At 42.9% G+C, this 20,077-nt stretch carries 17 protein-coding genes; 10 read left to right on the top strand and 7 right to left on the bottom strand.

Going from position 1 to position 20,077, the window contains the following annotated elements; genetic code table 11:
• Positions 1-5: 5 nt before the first annotated feature.
• The 3 genes from AC0VYG_RS08590 to AC0VYG_RS08580 form a co-directional block, all read right to left on the bottom strand.
• A complete protein-coding gene (locus AC0VYG_RS08590) occupies positions 6-167 on the bottom strand; it encodes an oxidoreductase-like domain-containing protein (protein ID WP_475431897.1) in 162 nt (53 codons plus the stop codon).
• 93 nt (positions 168-260) lie between these two features.
• On the bottom strand, positions 261-977 hold the full coding sequence (locus AC0VYG_RS08585) for a YebC/PmpR family DNA-binding transcriptional regulator (protein ID WP_475431896.1): 717 nt from the start codon (positions 975-977) through the stop codon (positions 261-263).
• A gap of 147 nt (positions 978-1,124) precedes the next feature.
• On the bottom strand, positions 1,125-2,297 hold the full coding sequence (locus AC0VYG_RS08580) for an aminotransferase-like domain-containing protein (RefSeq protein ID WP_475431895.1): 1,173 nt from the start codon (positions 2,295-2,297) through the stop codon (positions 1,125-1,127).
• 381 nt (positions 2,298-2,678) lie between these two features.
• Between AC0VYG_RS08580 and AC0VYG_RS08575 the strand changes: the two genes are divergently transcribed.
• Genes AC0VYG_RS08575 through AC0VYG_RS08565 form a run of 3 tightly spaced genes read left to right on the top strand, consistent with a single transcriptional unit; the run spans position 2,679 to position 5,714 of the window.
• A complete protein-coding gene (locus tag AC0VYG_RS08575; protein ID WP_475449904.1) occupies positions 2,679-4,004 on the top strand; it encodes an ATP-binding protein in 1,326 nt (441 codons plus the stop codon).
• 21 nt (positions 4,005-4,025) lie between these two features.
• Positions 4,026-4,703, top strand: a complete 678-nt coding sequence (locus AC0VYG_RS08570; RefSeq protein ID WP_067016176.1) for a response regulator — start codon at positions 4,026-4,028, stop codon at positions 4,701-4,703.
• A 60-nt stretch (positions 4,704-4,763) separates the two neighbouring features.
• Positions 4,764-5,714, top strand: a complete 951-nt coding sequence (locus tag AC0VYG_RS08565) for an AEC family transporter (protein WP_475431893.1) — start codon at positions 4,764-4,766, stop codon at positions 5,712-5,714.
• Positions 5,715-5,800: 86 nt separating this feature from the next.
• Here AC0VYG_RS08565 and AC0VYG_RS08560 read toward each other — a convergent pair whose 3' ends face one another.
• Complete coding sequence (locus tag AC0VYG_RS08560) at positions 5,801-6,433, bottom strand: YiaD family glycine zipper/OmpA-like lipoprotein (RefSeq protein ID WP_475431892.1); 633 nt, start codon at positions 6,431-6,433, stop codon at positions 5,801-5,803.
• A 245-nt stretch (positions 6,434-6,678) separates the two neighbouring features.
• Here AC0VYG_RS08560 and AC0VYG_RS08555 point away from each other — a divergent pair, with 245 nt between their 5' ends.
• From AC0VYG_RS08555 to AC0VYG_RS08540, 4 genes are all read left to right on the top strand, one after another.
• Entirely contained in the window at positions 6,679-7,566 is an 888-nt protein-coding gene (locus AC0VYG_RS08555; RefSeq protein ID WP_475431891.1) for a helix-turn-helix transcriptional regulator, read from the top strand.
• A gap of 21 nt (positions 7,567-7,587) precedes the next feature.
• Positions 7,588-8,124 carry a flavodoxin gene (locus AC0VYG_RS08550; protein ID WP_475431890.1) on the top strand — a complete coding sequence of 179 codons (537 nt, stop codon included), beginning with the start codon at positions 7,588-7,590 and terminating at the stop codon, positions 8,122-8,124.
• A 232-nt stretch (positions 8,125-8,356) separates the two neighbouring features.
• Entirely contained in the window at positions 8,357-8,671 is a 315-nt protein-coding gene (locus tag AC0VYG_RS08545) for a DUF3301 domain-containing protein (RefSeq protein WP_475431889.1), read from the top strand.
• Between the two features lie 261 nt (positions 8,672-8,932).
• A complete protein-coding gene (locus AC0VYG_RS08540; RefSeq protein ID WP_475431888.1) occupies positions 8,933-10,828 on the top strand; it encodes a methyl-accepting chemotaxis protein in 1,896 nt (631 codons plus the stop codon).
• Positions 10,829-10,961: 133 nt separating this feature from the next.
• Here AC0VYG_RS08540 and gltX read toward each other — a convergent pair whose 3' ends face one another.
• Positions 10,962-12,443 (bottom strand): glutamate--tRNA ligase, encoded by a 1,482-nt coding sequence (gene gltX, locus AC0VYG_RS08535; protein ID WP_475431887.1) that lies wholly within the window; start codon positions 12,441-12,443, stop codon positions 10,962-10,964.
• 183 nt (positions 12,444-12,626) lie between these two features.
• The gene (xni, locus tag AC0VYG_RS08530; RefSeq protein ID WP_475431886.1) at positions 12,627-13,406 is read right to left on the bottom strand and encodes a flap endonuclease Xni; all 780 of its coding nucleotides are present in this window, start codon (positions 13,404-13,406) and stop codon (positions 12,627-12,629) included.
• A gap of 127 nt (positions 13,407-13,533) precedes the next feature.
• On the opposite strand from xni, the gene AC0VYG_RS08525 reads away from it, so the two are divergent.
• On the top strand, positions 13,534-14,787 hold the full coding sequence (locus tag AC0VYG_RS08525) for a hypothetical protein (protein WP_475431885.1): 1,254 nt from the start codon (positions 13,534-13,536) through the stop codon (positions 14,785-14,787).
• A 194-nt stretch (positions 14,788-14,981) separates the two neighbouring features.
• On the top strand, positions 14,982-16,322 hold the full coding sequence (locus AC0VYG_RS08520; protein WP_475431884.1) for a TolC family outer membrane protein: 1,341 nt from the start codon (positions 14,982-14,984) through the stop codon (positions 16,320-16,322).
• A gap of 115 nt (positions 16,323-16,437) precedes the next feature.
• Here the strand turns inward: AC0VYG_RS08520 and AC0VYG_RS08515 are convergent, their stop codons facing one another.
• Positions 16,438-17,736 (bottom strand): M18 family aminopeptidase, encoded by a 1,299-nt coding sequence (locus AC0VYG_RS08515; RefSeq protein WP_475431883.1) that lies wholly within the window; start codon positions 17,734-17,736, stop codon positions 16,438-16,440.
• A gap of 125 nt (positions 17,737-17,861) precedes the next feature.
• Here AC0VYG_RS08515 and AC0VYG_RS08510 point away from each other — a divergent pair, with 125 nt between their 5' ends.
• A complete protein-coding gene (locus AC0VYG_RS08510; RefSeq protein ID WP_475431882.1) occupies positions 17,862-19,931 on the top strand; it encodes a carboxy terminal-processing peptidase in 2,070 nt (689 codons plus the stop codon).
• The last annotated feature ends 146 nt before the right edge of the window (positions 19,932-20,077 follow it).

The raw sequence follows: 20,077 nt of genomic DNA, 5'->3' as shown, positions 1-20,077 counted from the left end.
AGCAATCACTTACCCTCATCATTGTGGGATGAACTCTGACTCTCTTTTATCTTTTTCTGTTCCGCATTCCAAGCTCTAAGCTCTTCATAATAAGTGTCCCATACACAAGGGGAACACTCACTTTCACAACATTCCCAGTCCTCTGGCGGTGTTGGACGCTCAGACATAAACAACCTTCTACTTACCTTTAAGACTACTAAAAAAGAAAAACTCTGACGAAAGACCCTCTCGCCAGAGCTATCATAACGTTTCTCTGTCAACTACAACTCAGCGTTATGGTAAACACGCTGAACGTCATCCAAATCGTTTAGCAAATCTAAGAAGCGCTCAAATTGCTCAACGTCCTCACCTTCAATCGGCGTTGTGTTTTGAGGGACAAACTGAATTTCATCCACATCAAACTCAATCTCACCAAACACCTCTGTCAGTGCTGTTTTTGCTTTATTATAGTCTGTATTAGGAGCAAATACGGTCACTTTACCGTCTTCTAGCTCAATATCAGTAACATCGACGTCCGCCATCATCAGCGCTTCCAGTACCGCTTCTTCATCGTCACCAGAAAAAACAAAAATGGCGCTGTGATCAAACATATGACTCACACTACCTTGACTGCCAATTTTACACTTCACTTTGTTAAAGCAAGTGCGGACATCCCCAAAAGTACGGTTGGGATTATCAGACAAACAGTCAACGATCACCATGGTGTTACCAGGACCAAAACCTTCGTAACGAGCTGTATCAAAATCTTCCCCGCCACCGCCTTTCGCTTTATCAATTGCTTTATCGATAACGTGCGTTGGCACCTGATCTTTTTTCGCGCGCTCAATCAAAGAACGCAGTGCTAAGTTGCCATTTGGATCAATACCGCCGGATTTTGCACAGACATAAATCTCACGGCCATATTTGCTGTAAACCTTGGCTTTTTGATCAGACGTTTTTGCCATGGACTCTTTGCGGTTCTGGAAGGCTCTGCCCATTACATATTCCTATTCTATTCGTTCTTAAAAGTAAGATTCTAACGTGTCCCCCAAAAAGAAGGAACTCTTTCACCATTATAAAGACGATAAAAAGCCTGTCAGCCTAACCTGTTATGGAATAGCAATCAGCAAAGAGTAGGTACCCTTCTATTTTGTTAGCAGTCGCTTAATCACGCCAGCAAGGACCGCCACCGCCTTATTAATATCATCCAGCGAGACACGGGCAAAACTTAATCGTAAAAATGAATCCTTTAGTGGGCTTTCAGTAGGGAAAAACGGCACGCCTGGCAGCACCAGCACGTTTTCTCGCAAGGCCTCCTCCAATACTAGTGTCGATGACACACCGTCCGGTAAACGTAGCCAAAAAAACATACCACCAGCAGGAAGGGTAAATGTCACCAAATCGCCTAACTCCGATGACAATGCTTGCGCCATCACATCCCTCTTATGCTTATAAACCTCTTTCAATGTCACCAAATGAGCAGGAAACCCACCGGAAGACAAGAAATAAGACACCATCTCCTGCCCAAGACGGTTCGTATGAAGATCAATCGCCTGTTTCACCTTAACCAAATACGGCGAAAAAGCCGGGCACGATACCGAATACCCAGTACGCACACCTGGCCATAGTACCTTAGAAAAACTGCCTAAATACAACCAAGGCGCCGTTTTCAACAACGAACATATCGGTGTTAAGTCAACCTGCTCGTAGCACAAATCGCGATAAGGGTCATCTTCAATCAACAATATCCCTTTCTCATCCAGCAAGGCTGCTATGTCTCGTCTACGCTGCAGGCTATAGCAATGACCAGCGGGGTTTTGAAAATTAGGGATTAAATACAGGGCTTTGGGATGATAAGCATCAATCGCCTGACGCAATGCCTCTAATGACATCCCTTGTGCATCAGAAGCAACATCTTGAATCGTCGCCCCCTGTAAACTAAAGACCTGACAAGCGGCCAAATACGTCGGCTGCTCAGTCAAAATTGTCGAATCACCATCCAATATTAAGCGGCTAATAATATCCAACCCTTGTTGCGATCCGGTGGTAATCAAGACATCGTCCGCCACAGTCGACAAACCACGACCCGCAACAATAGAAACTACTTGCTCACGAAGTCTTATTTCCCCTTCACTCGGCCCATATTGACGGCTGTCCGCTAACACATCCAGACTTGGGTAGGCAGGCATGTATTTTTCATCAGGCAATCCCCCTGCTAGTGACAAAATGTCTGGTTGTTGGCTATAGTGCAGCAACTCGCGCACCAAAGACTTTTCTATTTTTTGAGTATGAGATGTAAGCAAGTGAGAGATCGTCATCGCAATATCCTGCATATAAAAGGAGAAGAGTAAAAATAATCCTCTACAGCATCACAAGAAAAAAGACACAGATTTTAATTAAATCGGGAATACAGATCTCTCATTTAACACAACGAATAATAAAAGTTTGTTATTCCTCATTTATTACACGCCTCAAAAGTAGCTATAATTTCCATACGGGCCTTATAATCGACTATAAATTTTTCTTTTTTATAAAAGCAGACATGCAAAGACGTTCTCAATGCGAAGACGATTAAAGCTGTTCTTTTGCCTGAGCCAAAGGATTCAACATACTTTATTATGACCTTCACCAAAAAAATTAAAATTCGACACAAACTCTTTGTCGTTTTCGTCCTTAGCAATATTTTGGTCATTGTCTCCATGTGGCAAGTCTTTCAGTGGAGCTTCGACAAAGGCTTTGTGTCCTACGCAACCACACGCGATCGTGATTTTCTAGAACAAATGGCCAATCGCACGGCAAACCTCTACGCTTATTACAAGGATTGGTACTTTCTCGTTCAAGAAAGCCGAATGGAAAAGAAATGGAATCAAACTCGATTAGAAAATCTGCGAGACTTGATTCCACCACCAAGCACACCTAACCTAGACCTTATTTATCCATCTCAATACTATCGTCAACGTTTTTTATTATTTGATAAAGACCAAAAAAATCTGATTGGTCATGTGCCATTTGATAAAGCCGAAACCCATGCAGTCATCGTCAATAAGAAAATTGTTGGCTATGTCGGCCTTAGATCCATGCGCGCCGTTGTTCAAGACCAAACCCTGCGCTTCGTTCAGCAACAAGGGGAAGCCTTTTTATTAATTTCAGCGTTTATTCTCGCTATCGCCGCTTTATTAACTTGGCCTCTTGCTCAATGGTTAAGTCGACCCATCTGTACCATAAGAGAAGCCACCAGAAAATTAGCGACAGGAAAATTTGATACTCGAATTAAAATACAAGGCACCGATGAACTCGCGGATTTAGGCACCGACTTTAACCACCTAGCAACGACACTGGAGGATACACGCGAATCTCGTAAACGCTGGGTTGCAGATACTGCCCACGAGTTGCGTACACCCGTTGCTATTTTGCGTGGTGAAATAGAAGCCATGCAAGACGGCATCATTAAAGTTTCACCGGAAAGCCTAGAGTCACTGCAACAAGAAATTGTTCATATAGCTCGCTTAATCGATGATTTAAACCAGCTATCCATGCATGACATGGGCAACTTGAACTATGAAATGGAAGAGGTCGATTTGGCAGACACGCTTGAACAAACCTCCCAATCCATGTCTTTGATTTATAAAGAAGCAGGATTAGACTTAGAACTTGAAGTTGTCACAAAACACCCGATATTAATTAATGGTGATGAAAATCGCCTTCATCAACTCTTTGCTAATTTGATGAATAACTCATTAAAATACACAAATACGCCAGGAAGACTTAAGATCACCTTGCGAGAAGAGAAGAATTTAGCCATTGTTCTATTTGAAGACACACCGCCGGGTGTCAACGAAGAAGAAAAACAACGAATTTTTGAGCAGTTTTATCGCGTTGAAAATTCACGTAATCGAGCAACTGGGGGGAAAGGCTTAGGTCTGGCCATCTGCACCAATATTGTCAATGCCCATCAGGGTACGATAAAAGCCTATCACTCCCCTGAAGGCGGCTTAGGCATAAGAATAGAGTTTCCTTTACATTAATAATATGGAATAACAAATACTATGAGCAAAATACTGATTGTTGAAGACGAACCAAAATTAGCAGAATTAGTTGCAGCCTACTTAGATCAAGCTGGCTATGAGAATCACCATATTGACCGTGGTGACCAAGCCGTTGACTATGTAAAAAACAACCAAGTAGACCTTATTCTTCTTGATCTGATGCTACCTGGTTTAGATGGCATTGAAATCTGCAAGCAAGTTCGTCAGTTTAGCGGTGTTCCTATTATTATGGTCACAGCAAAAGCCGAGGAAATCGACCGCTTAATTGGTCTTGAAATGGGGGCAGACGATTATGTTTGCAAACCGTTCAGCCCTCGCGAAATTGTCGCGCGTGTTAAAGCCAATCTACGTCGTGTTGAATTAGATCAAACCGAATCACCTCGTACTGACGGCTTTGACTTAGACGTTGATCGTCTTCGGGCTACTTACAAAGGCGAGCTGATCGACCTAACTACCGTCGAATTCCAGTTGCTACAGCTTCTAATTAAAGAGCCAGGACGTGTATTTGGTCGTGATTTGATCATGAAAAGCATTTATGCGGACAGCCGCGTTGTTAGTGACCGTACAATCGATAGTCACATCAAAAAATTACGCAAAAAAATCTCTGCCGTCGCACCGGAACTTAACGTCATTCATTCTGTTTATGGCGCAGGTTATCGTTTCGAAAACAACGACTAATTTGACTATCATCGAGACGAGCCTTCCAGTGGGAAGGTTCGTCTTCCATAAGGAACCACGTTGAATAACTTTTGGGAGATATTGGGCTTTTCACTCTCTATCACAATACCCATTTTTTTAATTTTGGTATTAGGAGTGGCTCTTTATCGAGTACGTTTAATCAATGATAACTTCGTTGATGTCTCTTCCAAGCTCGTCTTTAATATTACACTTCCAGCTCTTCTGTTTATCAGTATTTCCAGAACAAACATCACTAAAGATACCGATTTTTCTTTAGTACTTTATGCTGTTGGTTCAGTGATTGTCGTCTATGTCCTACTGGAACTCCTTGCCTCCCGAATCATTGCCACAAAAGCCGACAGAGGGGTGGTTATCCAAGGCGCTTTTCGGTCAAACATGGGCATTATTGGCTTGGCTTATTGCGTCAATGCTTATGGGGAAAGCGTTTTTTCGGTCGCCTCCATCTACCTTGGTAGTGTGACGATTTTATTTAATATTCTATCGGTTATTTGTCTAAATCGCTCTATGAACGCCCAAAAGAGCATCACATATACCCTAAAAAGTATTGCAAAAAACCCACTTATCATCGCGATTGTAGCCGCCTTACTATCGTCTTACTTGGGGTTGCATATACCATCTACCCTTCACAAAGCAGGCAGCTATTTTGCACAAATGACTCTCCCCTTAGCATTAATATGCGCTGGGGCCTCATTAAACTTCGGTGCACTAAAAAAAGACATGTCGACCGCCCTCCTCTCTGCTATAGGAAAACTGGTCATTGTCCCCTTATTAATTACACTAGGCGGCTATTTTTTTGGCTATCGAGGCATGCAACTTGGTGTGCTTTTTCTTATGTCTTCCGCACCTTCGGCGTCGGCTGGCTATATAATGGTCAGAGCAATGGGGGGTAATTCCGCCTTAGCGGCCAACGTGATTGTCTTGACAACCATTGCCTCAGTATTCAGTACGAGTATTGGTGTCGCAATACTAAGCAGTCAGCATTTAATGTAGCCGTTATGGTACAACGCAAACACCATAAAAAAGGGTTTCATACCCACAATGAAACCCTTTTAAATATTACTAATACAACAAATAGACTAGCGAGTAATCGGTTGGATTTTTAGCTCCACTCGACGATTTTCTTGGCGGTTGGCCGCAGTCGTGTTAGGCACTTTGGGTTGGAACTCTCCCATACCAATGACGGTTAAACGCTGAGCATTTACACCGTCTATAATCAGCAAGTTTTTCACTGACTGCGCCCGTCGCTTGGACAACTGCAGGTTATACTCTTCAGGCCCAGTATTATCGGTATAACCTTCTATTAACAACACGGTTTTGGGGTAATGGTTCAGAATTTTCGCAACACCGTTTAATACTGGATCAATACTAGGGTTAACAGCGGCACTATTCGTCGCAAATGTAATGTCCCCTGGCATAATCAAACGCAGATTATTTCCTTCACGCACCACTTGGACACCCGTTCCCGCTAACTCGTTTTTAAACTCCTGCTCTTGATTATCCATATAGCGACCAATCGCGCCCCCAGCCAACGCCCCTACCGCGGCCCCCCAGACGAGACGGCTATTGTCATTGTCCCCTGTGGCTTTTCCCAAAAGCGCCCCGATTGCCGCCCCAATTCCGGCACCTTTCTGGGTATTATTAGGATTTGTCGCACAACCACTTAATGCAATAGACATCGCCACAGTACCGATAACTAAAGTCTTTTTCATGTTTTCCTCACCCGTTTATTTTATACCAATGTCAAAGTGCCGGACGGTGGAACAAGAACCCGACAACTAGGCCTCAACCGTACTTACACACATCATACCACAAGGAAATCACCACTAAATCGTCAATACGTCGAAAAAACACCCTGCAAAACAGCCAAAATAAACTTTTAATGATAACCACTTGCATTTGAGAAAAAATAATACTTAAATGATAACCACTATCAACAAGAAGGAAAGGGCAAACAATGCAAATTGATCTTCATCATGCCTACAACCACCAAGGCGATATAAAAGACCACTACGCATCAGTGATATCTGGCTATAAACGCCATATTGCCCTAATGCCCAATCTAGAGTTAATTGAGCAGCACATTACTTGTCAGCAAGATTGCATCCTGTCCGAACAAGCAAAGCGTGGACTCTATTTCACCATTATCAGTGATGAGCCGATTAAAACCACAAACGACATTCATTCTATCAGCATAAGTTATTTACCTAAAAATTGGGCGGGGGATTTTTATCTAGCACAAGGCGATCAAAAATCACTGATTCAAATGCATATTCTCCCCGAACAATTAGCGCACGCTTTGGGAGAAACAGAAGATCAAACCCTTCAATACTTTAGTTGTCTTTTCCATGCGCTAGAAGCACAAGACAATACAGTCAATCTACCCGTCACCGACACGAGTAAAACTGTATGGCAAGCTATGTTAGCGCACACAGGACAGAACCTAAGCCTCACTGGACATGCCTATGCCTGTATTTTTACCCTTATAGAACAATTAAAGATGCTTAAGCATATTGCTCAATGCAACGACTGCCAAAGCAAAATTTTCCATGCACAAAACTTGCTTGAAGTACCCAAGAATTTAAATCTAAAACCTCAACTCCTTGCTCACCAAGTTGGTCTTAACGAGGAAGCGCTTACACTCGGTTTTCATTATCTTGTCGGCCAATCCATCTCAAGCTATAGCGAGCACCGCCGCATACAATACGCTGCCGAACAGCTACGCAAAAATCCTAATGCCAAAACCAGCATTGTTGCCGATAGTGGCTTTTCCGAAGCCCAATTCGAAGCCATTTTTATTCAACACTTTGGCATTAGCAGCCAGCATTACGGACAAATACATTAGGCAATAGGAAAATAAACACTAATGAACACATCATCCATTGCACTGATTTATGGCACAGATACCAACAACACCGAAGAAGTAGGTATTAAAATTGCTAAACAGTGGGAAGACTTAGACGAAAACATTGCTATCTATAACATTAAAGACGTTGATTTAAGTGTCTTTGAAATGTATTCAACGCTCATTTTAGGCATTCCAACTTGGGACTTTGGAGGGATTCAGTCCGACTGGGAGGAACTAACTGACACATTAAGCACCTTGCCTCTTGCTGATAAAACCATTGCACTATATGGGTTAGGTGATCAATTTGGCTATGCCGACTATTTTTTGGATGCAATGGGATGGCTATATAACAAGTTACAACCCACTGGTGCGACGTTTATTGGCCAGTGGCCAACAGAAGGCTATGAATTTGAAGCCTCTCAAGCCTGTACGGAAGATAAAAGGCATTTCGTCGGTTTAGCCATTGATGAAGACCAACAATTTGAACTCACTGATCAACGAATTGAACAGTGGGTCATACAACTTTACGCTGAAAGAGCACTATTGATGGAATAAATATCACTGACTGGTCCACCTGTTATCGGCAACTCAACAGCATTTGGACGACTGCTCATTCGCTGCCCCGAATGGCCAAATGCGTCAATAACAGGTGGGATATTTATCACCAAGCTCTTCGGTGTGAAGCGCGTGACCGCCCTCTTTTTCTCTCCTGCTTGGGGGCGGTCACGAATTTCTTTTTGTCGATAATTTCGATAAGATGGAATCCCCTTTCGTTAATAGAGACACCATGAATTTCAACCTGTCTGATATTGCCTTTATACTGCTTTTGATCACTCTCATCTGGGGGTGGTGGCGCAACAGCGCGGTGCACGAGCAAGCTATCCGCCTCGCTAAGCAGCATTGTGCAAAGCACAATCTACAGTTACTGGATGATAGCGTCTCTGGAAACCGCTGGAAAATCACATGGCAACGTGGTCAACCCAATATTCAGCGATCTTATCAATTTGAATTCAGTTCAACTGGACGCTCAAGATACCCAGGAAGCATTACCTTTGTAGGAAACACACTCACTGACATTTGGTTAAGCCCCCACGATATTTAGACCAACAAATCGACCCTTTACCTTCAAATTTCCCATCAAAAGAAGATTTATCGTGACAAATTCGCCCAATAAAGACTATATTTTATTACAGTTTTAACAAATGCTTACGAATAATTTGCTTTTCGAGACAAACTAAACATAGAATGAAGATTAGAGCTGTTCCCGATAAGGATTAATAACTTACGATTGAAATAAATTGGCACGTCATGTTAGACATAAAAAATATTTTTCCAAATAATAAAATGTATGCAGGTATCTCATATGTTGGCAAACCTCAGCTTCCGTTCTAAGCTCATCTGCTTGTTATCCGCCACAATCATTGGCTTTGCTGCCGTTACAACCGTTGCATTGTATGGCATTAATACACAGAATAACGCCTCCCAACGTTTCGAAGTCCTCACTAGTATCGACAAAAATTTAGACTCTCTTGTTATTACACTATTACAACAGTATGAACAGATCGATAATCTCAACGATAAGTCATACAAAAGCTTCTTAAATGGGGTAGAAAAAGAATATAAGTCAGCGTCTTCTGAACTTTCATTTGATATAAATAATGCTTCTTCTCCTGCCGCTAAGTCCTTATTAGGCAAGGTAAAAAGTGCATTTACAGATTATAACACCGCGCTGGTTGCATTGATTGCACAAAAGAAATTGGTCGGTTTTAATAGTAGCTCAGGTCTCAAAGGTGACATTTCAAATAACGGGCAGAAACTAACGGATGAAATTTCGTTTCTTAGCCTCATTAAGCAAGAGTTTTTGCCCGTGAGGGAAGCGGAGAAAAACTTTATTTTTGAACCAACAGCCGCTAACAAAGCCGTCTTCCTCAGTAAATTCGCTAAATTCGAAACCCGAGTCAATAATTTTGGTCTAAAAGAGCGGTTTAATGATCAAATTCAAGCATATATAAATTCCGTAAACACCTTTGATAAGGCAACTAATAAACTCAACAAACTCCAAGCAGATTATGAGAAAAACAGCAAATCGCTTAATAATTCGCGCCTGAATGCGGCAAAATTTCTTCAAAAAGCCGTCTCTGACGCTCGAAATAAAGCCGACGCCAGTTCACAACAAGCTGTCGTACTGTTAATTATTGTCAGTATTGGGGTGGCCGTTTCATCGGGATTACTGCTACTCGGCATTGGTCGCAGTGTGAACAAAACCCTTAATCAAATCATTCGAGATCTAGTCAAGGTCAAAAGCGGGGACCTTACCGCTCAACTACCCATCAATACTAAACGCAATGACGAATTTGATTCGCTTTGTGGCTCAGTGAATGAAATGACAGACGGCCTTGGTTCCGTCATTGGAGACGTTGTTGGCACTTCCGCAGAAGTAGCCAGCATGATAACCGAACTCAATGAGTCCATTCAAAACATTGCAGGCAGCAACCGTTCTGTCAGCGAGCAAACCAATTCCCTTGCTGCTGCAACAGAGGAAATCTCTACTACAATCCACAGTATTTCCAATACCACAGAGGAACTCAGCGCCCAATCTAAAAATACTTACGACTCCGCTAAGGTAGGCGCGAATACAATCAAATCAACTATATCGAATTTGGCCAATACCATTTCGATCGTCAATGAAACGAGTACACAGCTGAACGAACTCGGAAAATTATCGAAAGACATCGACAATGTCATTGGCATGATCAATGACCTTGCCAACCAAACCAACCTACTCGCTCTGAACGCCGCGATTGAAGCCGCCCGGGCGGGCGAAGCGGGCCGAGGCTTCTCAGTGGTGGCGGATGAAGTGCGTTCCTTGGCGGAAAAAACGGTTGAAGCAACATCCAGCATTACGGATATTGTAAACACCATCCAAAGTTCCACACAGTCGGCCATTTCCACCATGGAAAGTGGTCAAGAAAGCCTACATGCCATTGAAGAATTAAGTGGAAAGGCCGAAGTAGCCATTCAAGAGATTGAAAAAAATGCTCAGACCAGTTCTCACTCTTCTGTTGATATGGCGCAATCCATTCAGGAAGTGGCAAAGACAGCCGTGCACATGAGTGAGGAAATGGACCGTATAGCCCAACAATTACAACGCGACAACAGTTACATCGTTAATATTGAAGGCAACACACGAGAAATTCATGATCATGTTGCTAACTTAGATAGTAAAACTCGCGTTTTTACGACGAAAAAAAGCAGTTGAATATGCCCCAATAGTAGAGCCGTCAAACGCCTAAAACAGTACATACCTAAAACAGTAGTGCACACATAAAAGCCGATCATCAGATCGGCTTTTTGTTATCTAAACCTCTACAATTCTAGCATCAAGGATTAAATCACAAAGCGGCGTATTCTTTTTCCCAGCGCTTTGCTTCTTTTTTAGAGGGGCCACCCAGCACATTGACCGCCGTACGCATACGAGCTCGAGAAATATCTGAGCCAAGGATATCCATAGAATCAAACACCGAAACCGACGCCGTCGTACCTGAAATAGCCACAAATATAGGAGCAAAAAAATCCTTCGGTTTAATATCCATAGCTTGAGCTAATGTTTTCAGTTCATTAAAAATGGCATCTTTATTCCAAGTCTTTAATGCTTCTAGTTTCCACAAGGCAAACCGCATGGCTTTACGTAATGTCTCTTCTTCCATCTTTACGGACTCAAAGTCTTCTTTCGTAATGGGCAACATACCTTTCAAAAAGAAGCCAGCAACATCAGCCACATCGGAGAAAGTTTCCACACGAGGGATAATCAAGGGTAAGATCTTCATTAAATACTCAGGATTTAATGCCCACTCAACGTACTTTTGAGCAAAAGCCTCTGGTGTAAGATCTTCACGAATCCACACGCCATTTAGCCAACTCAATTTTTCAACATCAAAAACGGGGCCACCCAAAGAAACGCGCTGAATATCAAAGTGCTCAATCATCTCCTCTAAAGAGAACTTTTCACGTTCATCCGGCATGGACCATCCCATACGTCCAAGATAGTTAATGACCGCTTCCGCCATATAGCCCATGCGTTGATAATACAAAATACTGGTTGGGTTTTTACGCTTAGATAATTTCGACTTATCAGGGTTACGCAACAATGGCATATGACAAAGTGTCGGCATTTCCCAGCCAAAGTATTGGTACAGCAAAATATGCTTAGGTGCAGAGTTAATCCATTCTTCCCCACGAATAACATGGGTGATCTTCATCAAGTGATCATCCACTACATTTGCCAAGTGGTAAGTCGGCATGCCATCTGCTTTTAAAAGCACTTGCATATCGACCTGCGCCCAATCGATCTCTATTGAGCCTCGTAACATGTCTTGTACTACACAGGTTCCCTCTTCTGGAATCTTCATGCGTACAACATAAGGCACACCAGCCGCTAATTTTGCTTGAACCTCTTCCTCACTCAGCAATAGCGCACGGCCATCGTATTTTTGCATCAAACCTTGTTCTTTTTGTTCAGCGCGCATTTGCTCCAGCTCTTCTGCTGTTTCAAATGCATAAAAGGCATGACCTTTTTTCACTAACTCATGGGCATATTGACCATAGATATCGCCACGCTCACTCTGGCGATAAGGGCCATATGGACCGCCTATATCAGGTCCTTCCGACCAATCAAGACCTAACCAATGTAACGCGTCTAAGATCATTTTCTCAGATTCCGGTGTACTACGTGCTTGGTCAGTATCTTCAATACGTAAAATAAACTTGCCACCCATTTTTTTGGCAAAGGCCATATTAAACAAAGCAATATAAGCCGTACCTACATGAGGGTCTCCAGTTGGCGAGGGCGCAATACGTGTTCTTACCTCAGACATAATGATCTCTTTTATCCGGTTCGTGAAAAATGCGACCATTATAATCCCCTTAACTCCAAGGAGTAAGGGTGATTTAATATCTTTTATGATCAGAAGTTTGATGACAGTAAAACATCCCTTCTATCTGCATAATCTGCTAGTGATAGAAAGGGAAAGTGACCCAATTCAAGCAAGGAAGGTCCATTACGGAAGATAGGCTAACTGCGAAAGGCGCACACCGATATTAACATCCACCCTTAATGCCACAAGCTGACGCGATAACAGGCATTGTTCGTATCCTCCTGAAAGAAGACTTTGAATACGCGCTGAGTAATCCTCTAAGTGGTTGTATATTTCTTCAATGGTCCCATGCTTTTCCATTACAGAGAGTGCTGTTTTTGGACCAATCCCTTTCACTCCCGGCACCCGATTGGTCGTATCTCCAACCAATGCCCAATAATCCGTCAACATAGACGACTCAACTCCATATTTGCCAGGCACCCAAACTTTGTCATAACCCAGCTTAGCAAAATAGTCGTATTGCAAAATAAACTCGTTATCTAATAGCTGTGTAAAACCTTTGTCCGTCGAAACAATATAGGATTTCACCCCTTGCTTAGCAGATTTAAACGCCAGCGTCGCAATGACATCGTCCGCTTCCCAACCTGCCAAACGAAGACAATGGATGCCGTTATATCGAAACACCTTAGCAAACCCATTGAGCGAATCAAGCAAAGCATCATCCATCGGCACACGCCCCAGCTTATACTCTGGATAAAGTGTGTGCCGCCAAGTTTTTCCACTGGAATCAAACACAACCACCACATGGGAGGGAGAAAACTGCTGCATTAACTTCGCTAAAGCATCAATACTAATACTTTGCGTTCTCTCTATACGCCTAACCACGTCTTGCTCAGACTCAAGTGCAGCATACAGGCGTCGAATCAGGTTTAAACCATCGACAATCAATAATCGCTTTTCCACGCCAAACCCTTTATCTTATCCACAAAGTCGTTACTATTTACGAGGGCAAGGTTAGCACGCTCTGCATTTGAGCACGACCTCTTACCTAATAAGTCCATGAACCATAGAAGCAAACAAGAAGGAACTTATGAAGAAGCAAGTCATTGTTTTAGGTATCACTTCACTACTGACACTAGGAACAACGAACGCCATTTCGGAGCCTCTAAGGGCGGTCATTGGTCTTAACAAGAGTCAAGTGACAGAAAACACGCAAAACTCATCGGGTCTATCCCTTAACCCAATTGCGGGTTCATTGCTCCCTTTGGACGAGAATTTTCACCCTATTATTCAACCCATTCAATCAAACCTACCTAATTGGTCCAAATCGCTTGGTCAAACGGTACGGGTAGATAACAAACGACGCGCTCTTTCCTACACGGGCAAGCTCACTAAGATAAATACCAACCACCTAACCTTTACGTTAGACATGGAGGGCCACAAAGCCCAACTGCCTATTAATGATTTTTACCTCATTCCACTGCAAAACCCTCACGATCCAGTCACAAAGGAAGACCGTTATCGAGGCAAAATAAGCTATCAGTCTAATGAACTGAGCTGGTCACCCAAACGAGTGTTGATCATCAATAAAGATCACATTTCCATTATTAATATGGCAAACATTGAAAACCACTCGACGAATAACATCACGCTTACAAACAGTCTGTTGCATTATGCCCACTCAAAAGTGCCTCTATTTAAAACTGAGCGCAGTCCCACCTTAATGATGAATGCCAGTACAGATAAACACGTGGATTATTCAGATAGCGAAGTGACTTATCCAATTAAGAAGCTTACATTACCTGCCAACACCCATTTACTCACACAAATTAGTAGAGAGACGGTTAGCATTGATAGAAGCGTCAGCGAAGCGACTGTTTATAACACCGCAATGGCTGACACAACAGAGCTGCGATTTCACAACAATTTGACGTTTAAGCTTAAGCAAGCAAGCTTACCCGGTATCTACCAAACCTATTGGCAACGAGACGGTCTTTTGATTCCAGGTGATACCGTCTCAATCCCGTTGGCCCGAGCCAAGCAAACACTTCATGTCACCACCAATAACAATCTTGATATAACGGGTCAGTTGACATTGATTCACGCCTCATCAAGAAAACTGCCAACCACACAAAAGTGGAAACTCACTCTTAAAAATCATTCCAATGAGCCCAAATTATTTTTACTAACACAACACACACAAGGAGTCATTAACAACGTGGAAGAAGCAACCCCATCAACCGGAAAGATTAAAAAACACAGCGCAAACAGTGTTCAATTGACCGGAACCTTAACAGCAAAGGAATCCAAAACGATTCTCTATACTGTTAAGATCAATGAGTAAAATTCTAAAAAGAAACGGACAACAACCTTATATACTTCAAAAAGTCCTCACAATATCGCATATTGATCGATTAATTGTGGTATCACTTCATGATATGGTGATGGGTAATAATAGATATACTATTTCGCCCCTGCCATCTTATGATTGCTTAGGATAATATAACTGTATTTCATACTACGAGCCTACTAAATTCCATGAAAAAGCATATTATTACATCTCTGATTACCGTTGCCACTTTAAGCAGTACCGCTTCTCATGCAGAAGGTCTGTATGACGTCTATAAACTTGCTCTGAGCCATGATCCAGGTCTTCGCGCCGCTGAAGCCACTTACCGAGCCGATAAAGAACAAGTTACAGTCACTAAAGGCAACCTCTACCCAAGCATCAAAGCGACTGGCAGTCTTGGGTATGCTAAAACCAACCCACCTTCTGGCAATACTGTAGATACTCGCTCAAACAGCGTCGGATTAGATCTAAGCTATCCAATCTACTCACCTGCCCTTAACTATGGCGTTAAAAACACCGAACTTGGTTACCAAAGCGCCGGCGTGAGTTATGACAACACCAAGGAAAACTTGGTACTGACCACCATGACGGAGTTTTTTAACTTATTAATTGCTCAAGCCACTCTTGAGACAACCGAAGCACAAGTAAAAAGCACCAAAAGTCAGCTAGATCAAACACAGAAGCAATATGATGTGGGCTTAAAATCCATTACCGATTTACAAGACGCCAAAGCGGGCTACGATGCAGTAAAAGTACAAGAGCTGACCGCTAGGTCGGACGTTGCTTATGCACAAAAAGCCTTGCTGCAACGTACCGGCAAAGTCATTACTGACATTCCTGAACTGTCCAAAGACTACCCTATCAAGCTGGATCCCAACATCACGGTTGACGAACTGATTCAAAAAGCGATCAAAAATAACAAAGAACTCCACATTTTAGATATTGCTGTTGAGAAAGCACAAAACAATATTGACCTGAAAAAAGCCAGCGGCCGTACGCCAGTAGTGAGTCTTGTCGGCTCTATTTCTCGTAGCGATGCCAATAACGACCCTGAAAGTGTTCAATCACCGAATGGCGCAACCAATACCTCTTCTGTTGGCTTGCAAGTCAGCATCCCTCTTTACTCAGGCGGCGCCATCAACGCCTCTGTACGCCAAGCGTCAGAGCAAGCGAATGCTGCCATCGAGAATCGAGCTAGCCAATTACAAAGCATTGAACTGAATATCCGCAATACCTTCTTAAAACTGCAAACGTCGGTGGCTCAAGTTAAAGCACAGAAAGAGCTTATTAAGTCTCGTCGCAGTGCACTACAAGCCAGCAGAGCAGGCTATGAAGTAGGAACTCGTAACCTTGTTGAGCTACTACAAGCACAATCCAACTTATACACAGCGATCAGTGATTACCAAAAATACCGTTACAACTTCGTGATCCAAAAATTGACGCTAGATGAAGCCGTGGGTGATCTGAACGAAAGCAAAATCGTTTCGCTTGATAAATGGTTAGTAGAAGACCCTTCTAGTCTAAAATAGACATCAGCAAGCGATAATGTATAAAGCCTCGCTTTACTAAGTAAACAAAAAAAACGCCGCAAAATCATTTCTGCGGCGTTTTTTTATACATTATGGTTTAGTGGATCAAATCCGCTTATTTAGCAATCAACTCTTTACGTCCCGTAAAGCGAGCCAATACCTTGTACAAGCCATAGGCATCATGGCTGCCCGCTAATTCGCGAATCGAATGCATACCGAATGTTGGCAACCCGATGTCTAAGGTTGGCACACCGATTTCTCCCGACGTAATAGGTCCAATGGTAGTCCCACAGGCCATGTCACTACGGACAACAAAACTTTGTACTTCAAAGCCCTCTTCAGCGGCAATATCACGATAAATACTAGCGGTTTCACTATTTGTCGCATAACGCTGATTACTATTCACTTTGATAACAGCACCATGGTTAATGCTTGGAGCATGGTTGCCATCGTGCTTACTAGCATAATTAGGGTGCAATGCATGGGCATTGTCTGCCGAAATCATCATAGAACGCTGAATAGACTGCACAAAATGCTCAGTGGTTGGAGACAAACGGCGCAGCACATCTTCTAGGAAGGGGCCATTTGCCCCACAAGCTGACATACTGCCCACTTCCTCATGATCGGTACAAACCAACAAACTCGGACAAGCCTCTTGAGAATCCAACAAGGCTTTCATACCAACAAAACAACTCAATAAATTATCTAAACGCGCGGAACAGATGAATTCTTTATGCAATCCCACCAAAGCAGGCGGCTGCGTATCGTATAAACTCAACTCAAAGTCTAAAATCGACGCGACATCAGACTTCGGGTACTGGTTTTCCAACTGCTGAGCCAACAAAATGTGAAAATCCAACTCTTGATCAACACCACATAAAATCGGCAAAAGCTCTTCTTGAGGATTCACCTTAAACCCTTCATTGGCCTGACGATTAAGATGAATGGCCAAATTCGGCACTACAGCAATCGGCTCTTTAAAATCAATCAGACGACTTACAATGTCGCCACTGTTGGTTTTAAAAGTAACACGGCCAGCAAGCGATAAATCTCGATCCAGCCAGGTATGCAGCAAAGCACCACCGTACACTTCCACACCTAACTGATGATAACCATGGCGCTTAACATGGGCATTGGGTTTCAACTTCAAACATGGGCTGTCTGTATGAGCCCCTATCATACGCCAACCAGTTCGGTTAACATTCTGATGTGGCATAGTAAACGCAATCAAAGAAGACTCGTTACGAGTAACAAAGTATTTTCCGCCTAAATCGATAGACCAGTCGTCTTGCTCAAATAGCTCAATAAAACCATTCTCAAGTAACCCTTGTCTCATACTGTCAGTAGCGTGAAAAGGAGTGGTAGAAGACTGAAGAAAAGATAACAGTGACTGATTAAAACTAGAATGTTGCATAAATTCTCTAAAGGACAATACCTTAAAAAAAAGTGACTTTATTAGCGGATAGGCTAGCCTTACTGCTCCGTGTCTAATATGATTTTGATCAATGACGTAAAACAGACTAAGAGAACCCACACCGGATGAATTATAAACGCCTTTTGTCTTGCCTATTAACAGCTTTTCTCTTTGTGTCAGTGCAAGCTTCTGCTTATACAGAACTGAAGCCTCTACCAGTATACAATGAAGTAGCAAAGCAACTGTTTAACAAACTTGAAACCGAACACTATAGCAAACCGATAATCGACAATCGAATCTCGGAAATGGCATTCAAGTATTATATTGATGATTTAGATCCAACAAAAAGCTTTTTCTTAGAAAGCGATGTCAAGTCGCTATCTCGCTACAAAGACAGCTTTGATGACGCCCTACGCGAAGGCAACACACAAGTCGCTTACACGATTTACAATCTATACCAAAAGCGTGTTGATAACCGTTTGAACTATCTAGAAAAACACATTCCGGACATGGTTAAACACTTCAACTATACCAAAAACGAAACACTCTCGAACGACCCCGATAAACGCAAATGGGCAAAAACCGAAAAAGAGCTGAATGCGTATTGGTATAAACGTATCAAGAACAGCGCTCTGACATTAAAAATGAATGGCGATGACAACAATAAAATCGTCAAAACCTTAACTCGCCGTTATAAAAATCAGCTTCATCACCTTGATCAAACCGACTCGACAGACGTCTTTCAAATTTTTGCTAACGCGATTACTGCCACCCTCGATCCTCACACAAGCTACTTTGCACCACGTGCTTCTGAGACGTTCAACATCAATATGAGCCTGTCCTTAGATGGTATTGGTGCGGTTCTTCAAGGCGATGATGACTACACCAAGATTGTTCGTCTGATTCCTGGCGGACCAGCGGCTAAACAAACCAAATTAGCACCGAACGATAAAATCATAGCTGTGGGCCAAGAAGGTAAACCCATGGTAGACGTGGTTGGTATGCGTCTTGACGATGTGGTAGACATGATCCGAGGCCCTAAAGGCACTAAAGTAAGATTGGAAATCATTCCAAGCAAAGGCAGCCAGGCCAGTAAAATCATCACCATTGTCCGCGAAAAAGTGAAACTGGAAGACCAGTCTGCCAAAAAAGACATCATTGATGTCAAACGCGACGGTAAAACCTATAAAATAGGTATCATCCACCTTCCAACTTTCTACTCGGATTTTGCCGCCATCCAAGCGGGCGATAAAAACTATAAGAGCTCAACCCGTGACACGAGGAAGCTTATTGAGGAATTGAAGAAAGAAGGCATTGTCGGGTTAATTTTGGATCTGCGTAACAATGGCGGTGGCTCTCTGCAAGAAGCCGTTGGTATTGCTGGGCTATTCATTCCTGCTGGTCCGATCGTCCAAATCCGTGATAAAAACGGTCACGTCACCGTACTGGGTGACACCGATGGCAAAATCGCTTACGGTGGCCCAATGGCTGTTTTAACAAACCGCATGAGCGCATCGGCCTCTGAAATTGTGGCAGGTGCATTAAAAGATTATGGACGTGCACTCATTATTGGTAGCCGCACTTTTGGTAAAGGCACCGTCCAAGTCCTACAAGACATGGATAAAGGCCAGCTGAAAGTCACCCAAGCCAAATTCTACCGCGTGTCTGGCGAAAGTACGCAGCACCGTGGGGTTATTCCCGACATCGCCTTCCCTTCTTTAATCGATACTAAAAAGATTGGTGAAAGCGCGCTGAAAAACCCACTACCTTGGGATAAGATTCACGCCACTCGCTACCCAACTTACTGGGACATGGCAGCGTATGATCCGCTTCTAGAAAAACGTCATGAAGAGCGAATCAAGCATGATCCAGACTTTATCGCCCTTGAGGATCAGATCAAAGCGTATAAAGAGCAGGAAAAACGCTACAAAGTAATTTCTTTAAACGAGAAAACACGTGAGGCAGAAGAAGCTGCGATTAAAAAACAGGATCTAAACATCGAAAACACACGTCGTAAAGCCTTGGGCTTAAAACCTGTGAAATCCCTCGATGATATCGATTCCAAAAAAGACAAACGTGACCCTTACGCACGAGAAGCGTCTAATATCTTGCTGGACTTTATCGCTATCAACCAACAAGCGGCTAAAGAAGCCCAAGAAAAACAAGCCCAAGCAAAACAAGCGAGCAACAACTAACATTACTCGCGAAGTTAACGCTTAAACTTAGCAACAAAGGGCTTATCAAAGGCAGTCTGTTATTCGGACTGCCTTTTTATTATTGATATGCTGGGTTTCTTTATGACCATCCCGCTCGTTTGTTTGGCGACGACTTTTGCCTTAGA

It is taken from the genome of Marinomonas sp. 63XJN7_7_ISO-PGPR-S23-202, assembly GCF_056173505.1.
The sequence above is the reverse complement of the archived record's forward strand: the minus strand, read 5'-3'. Positions and strand labels throughout refer to the sequence as shown.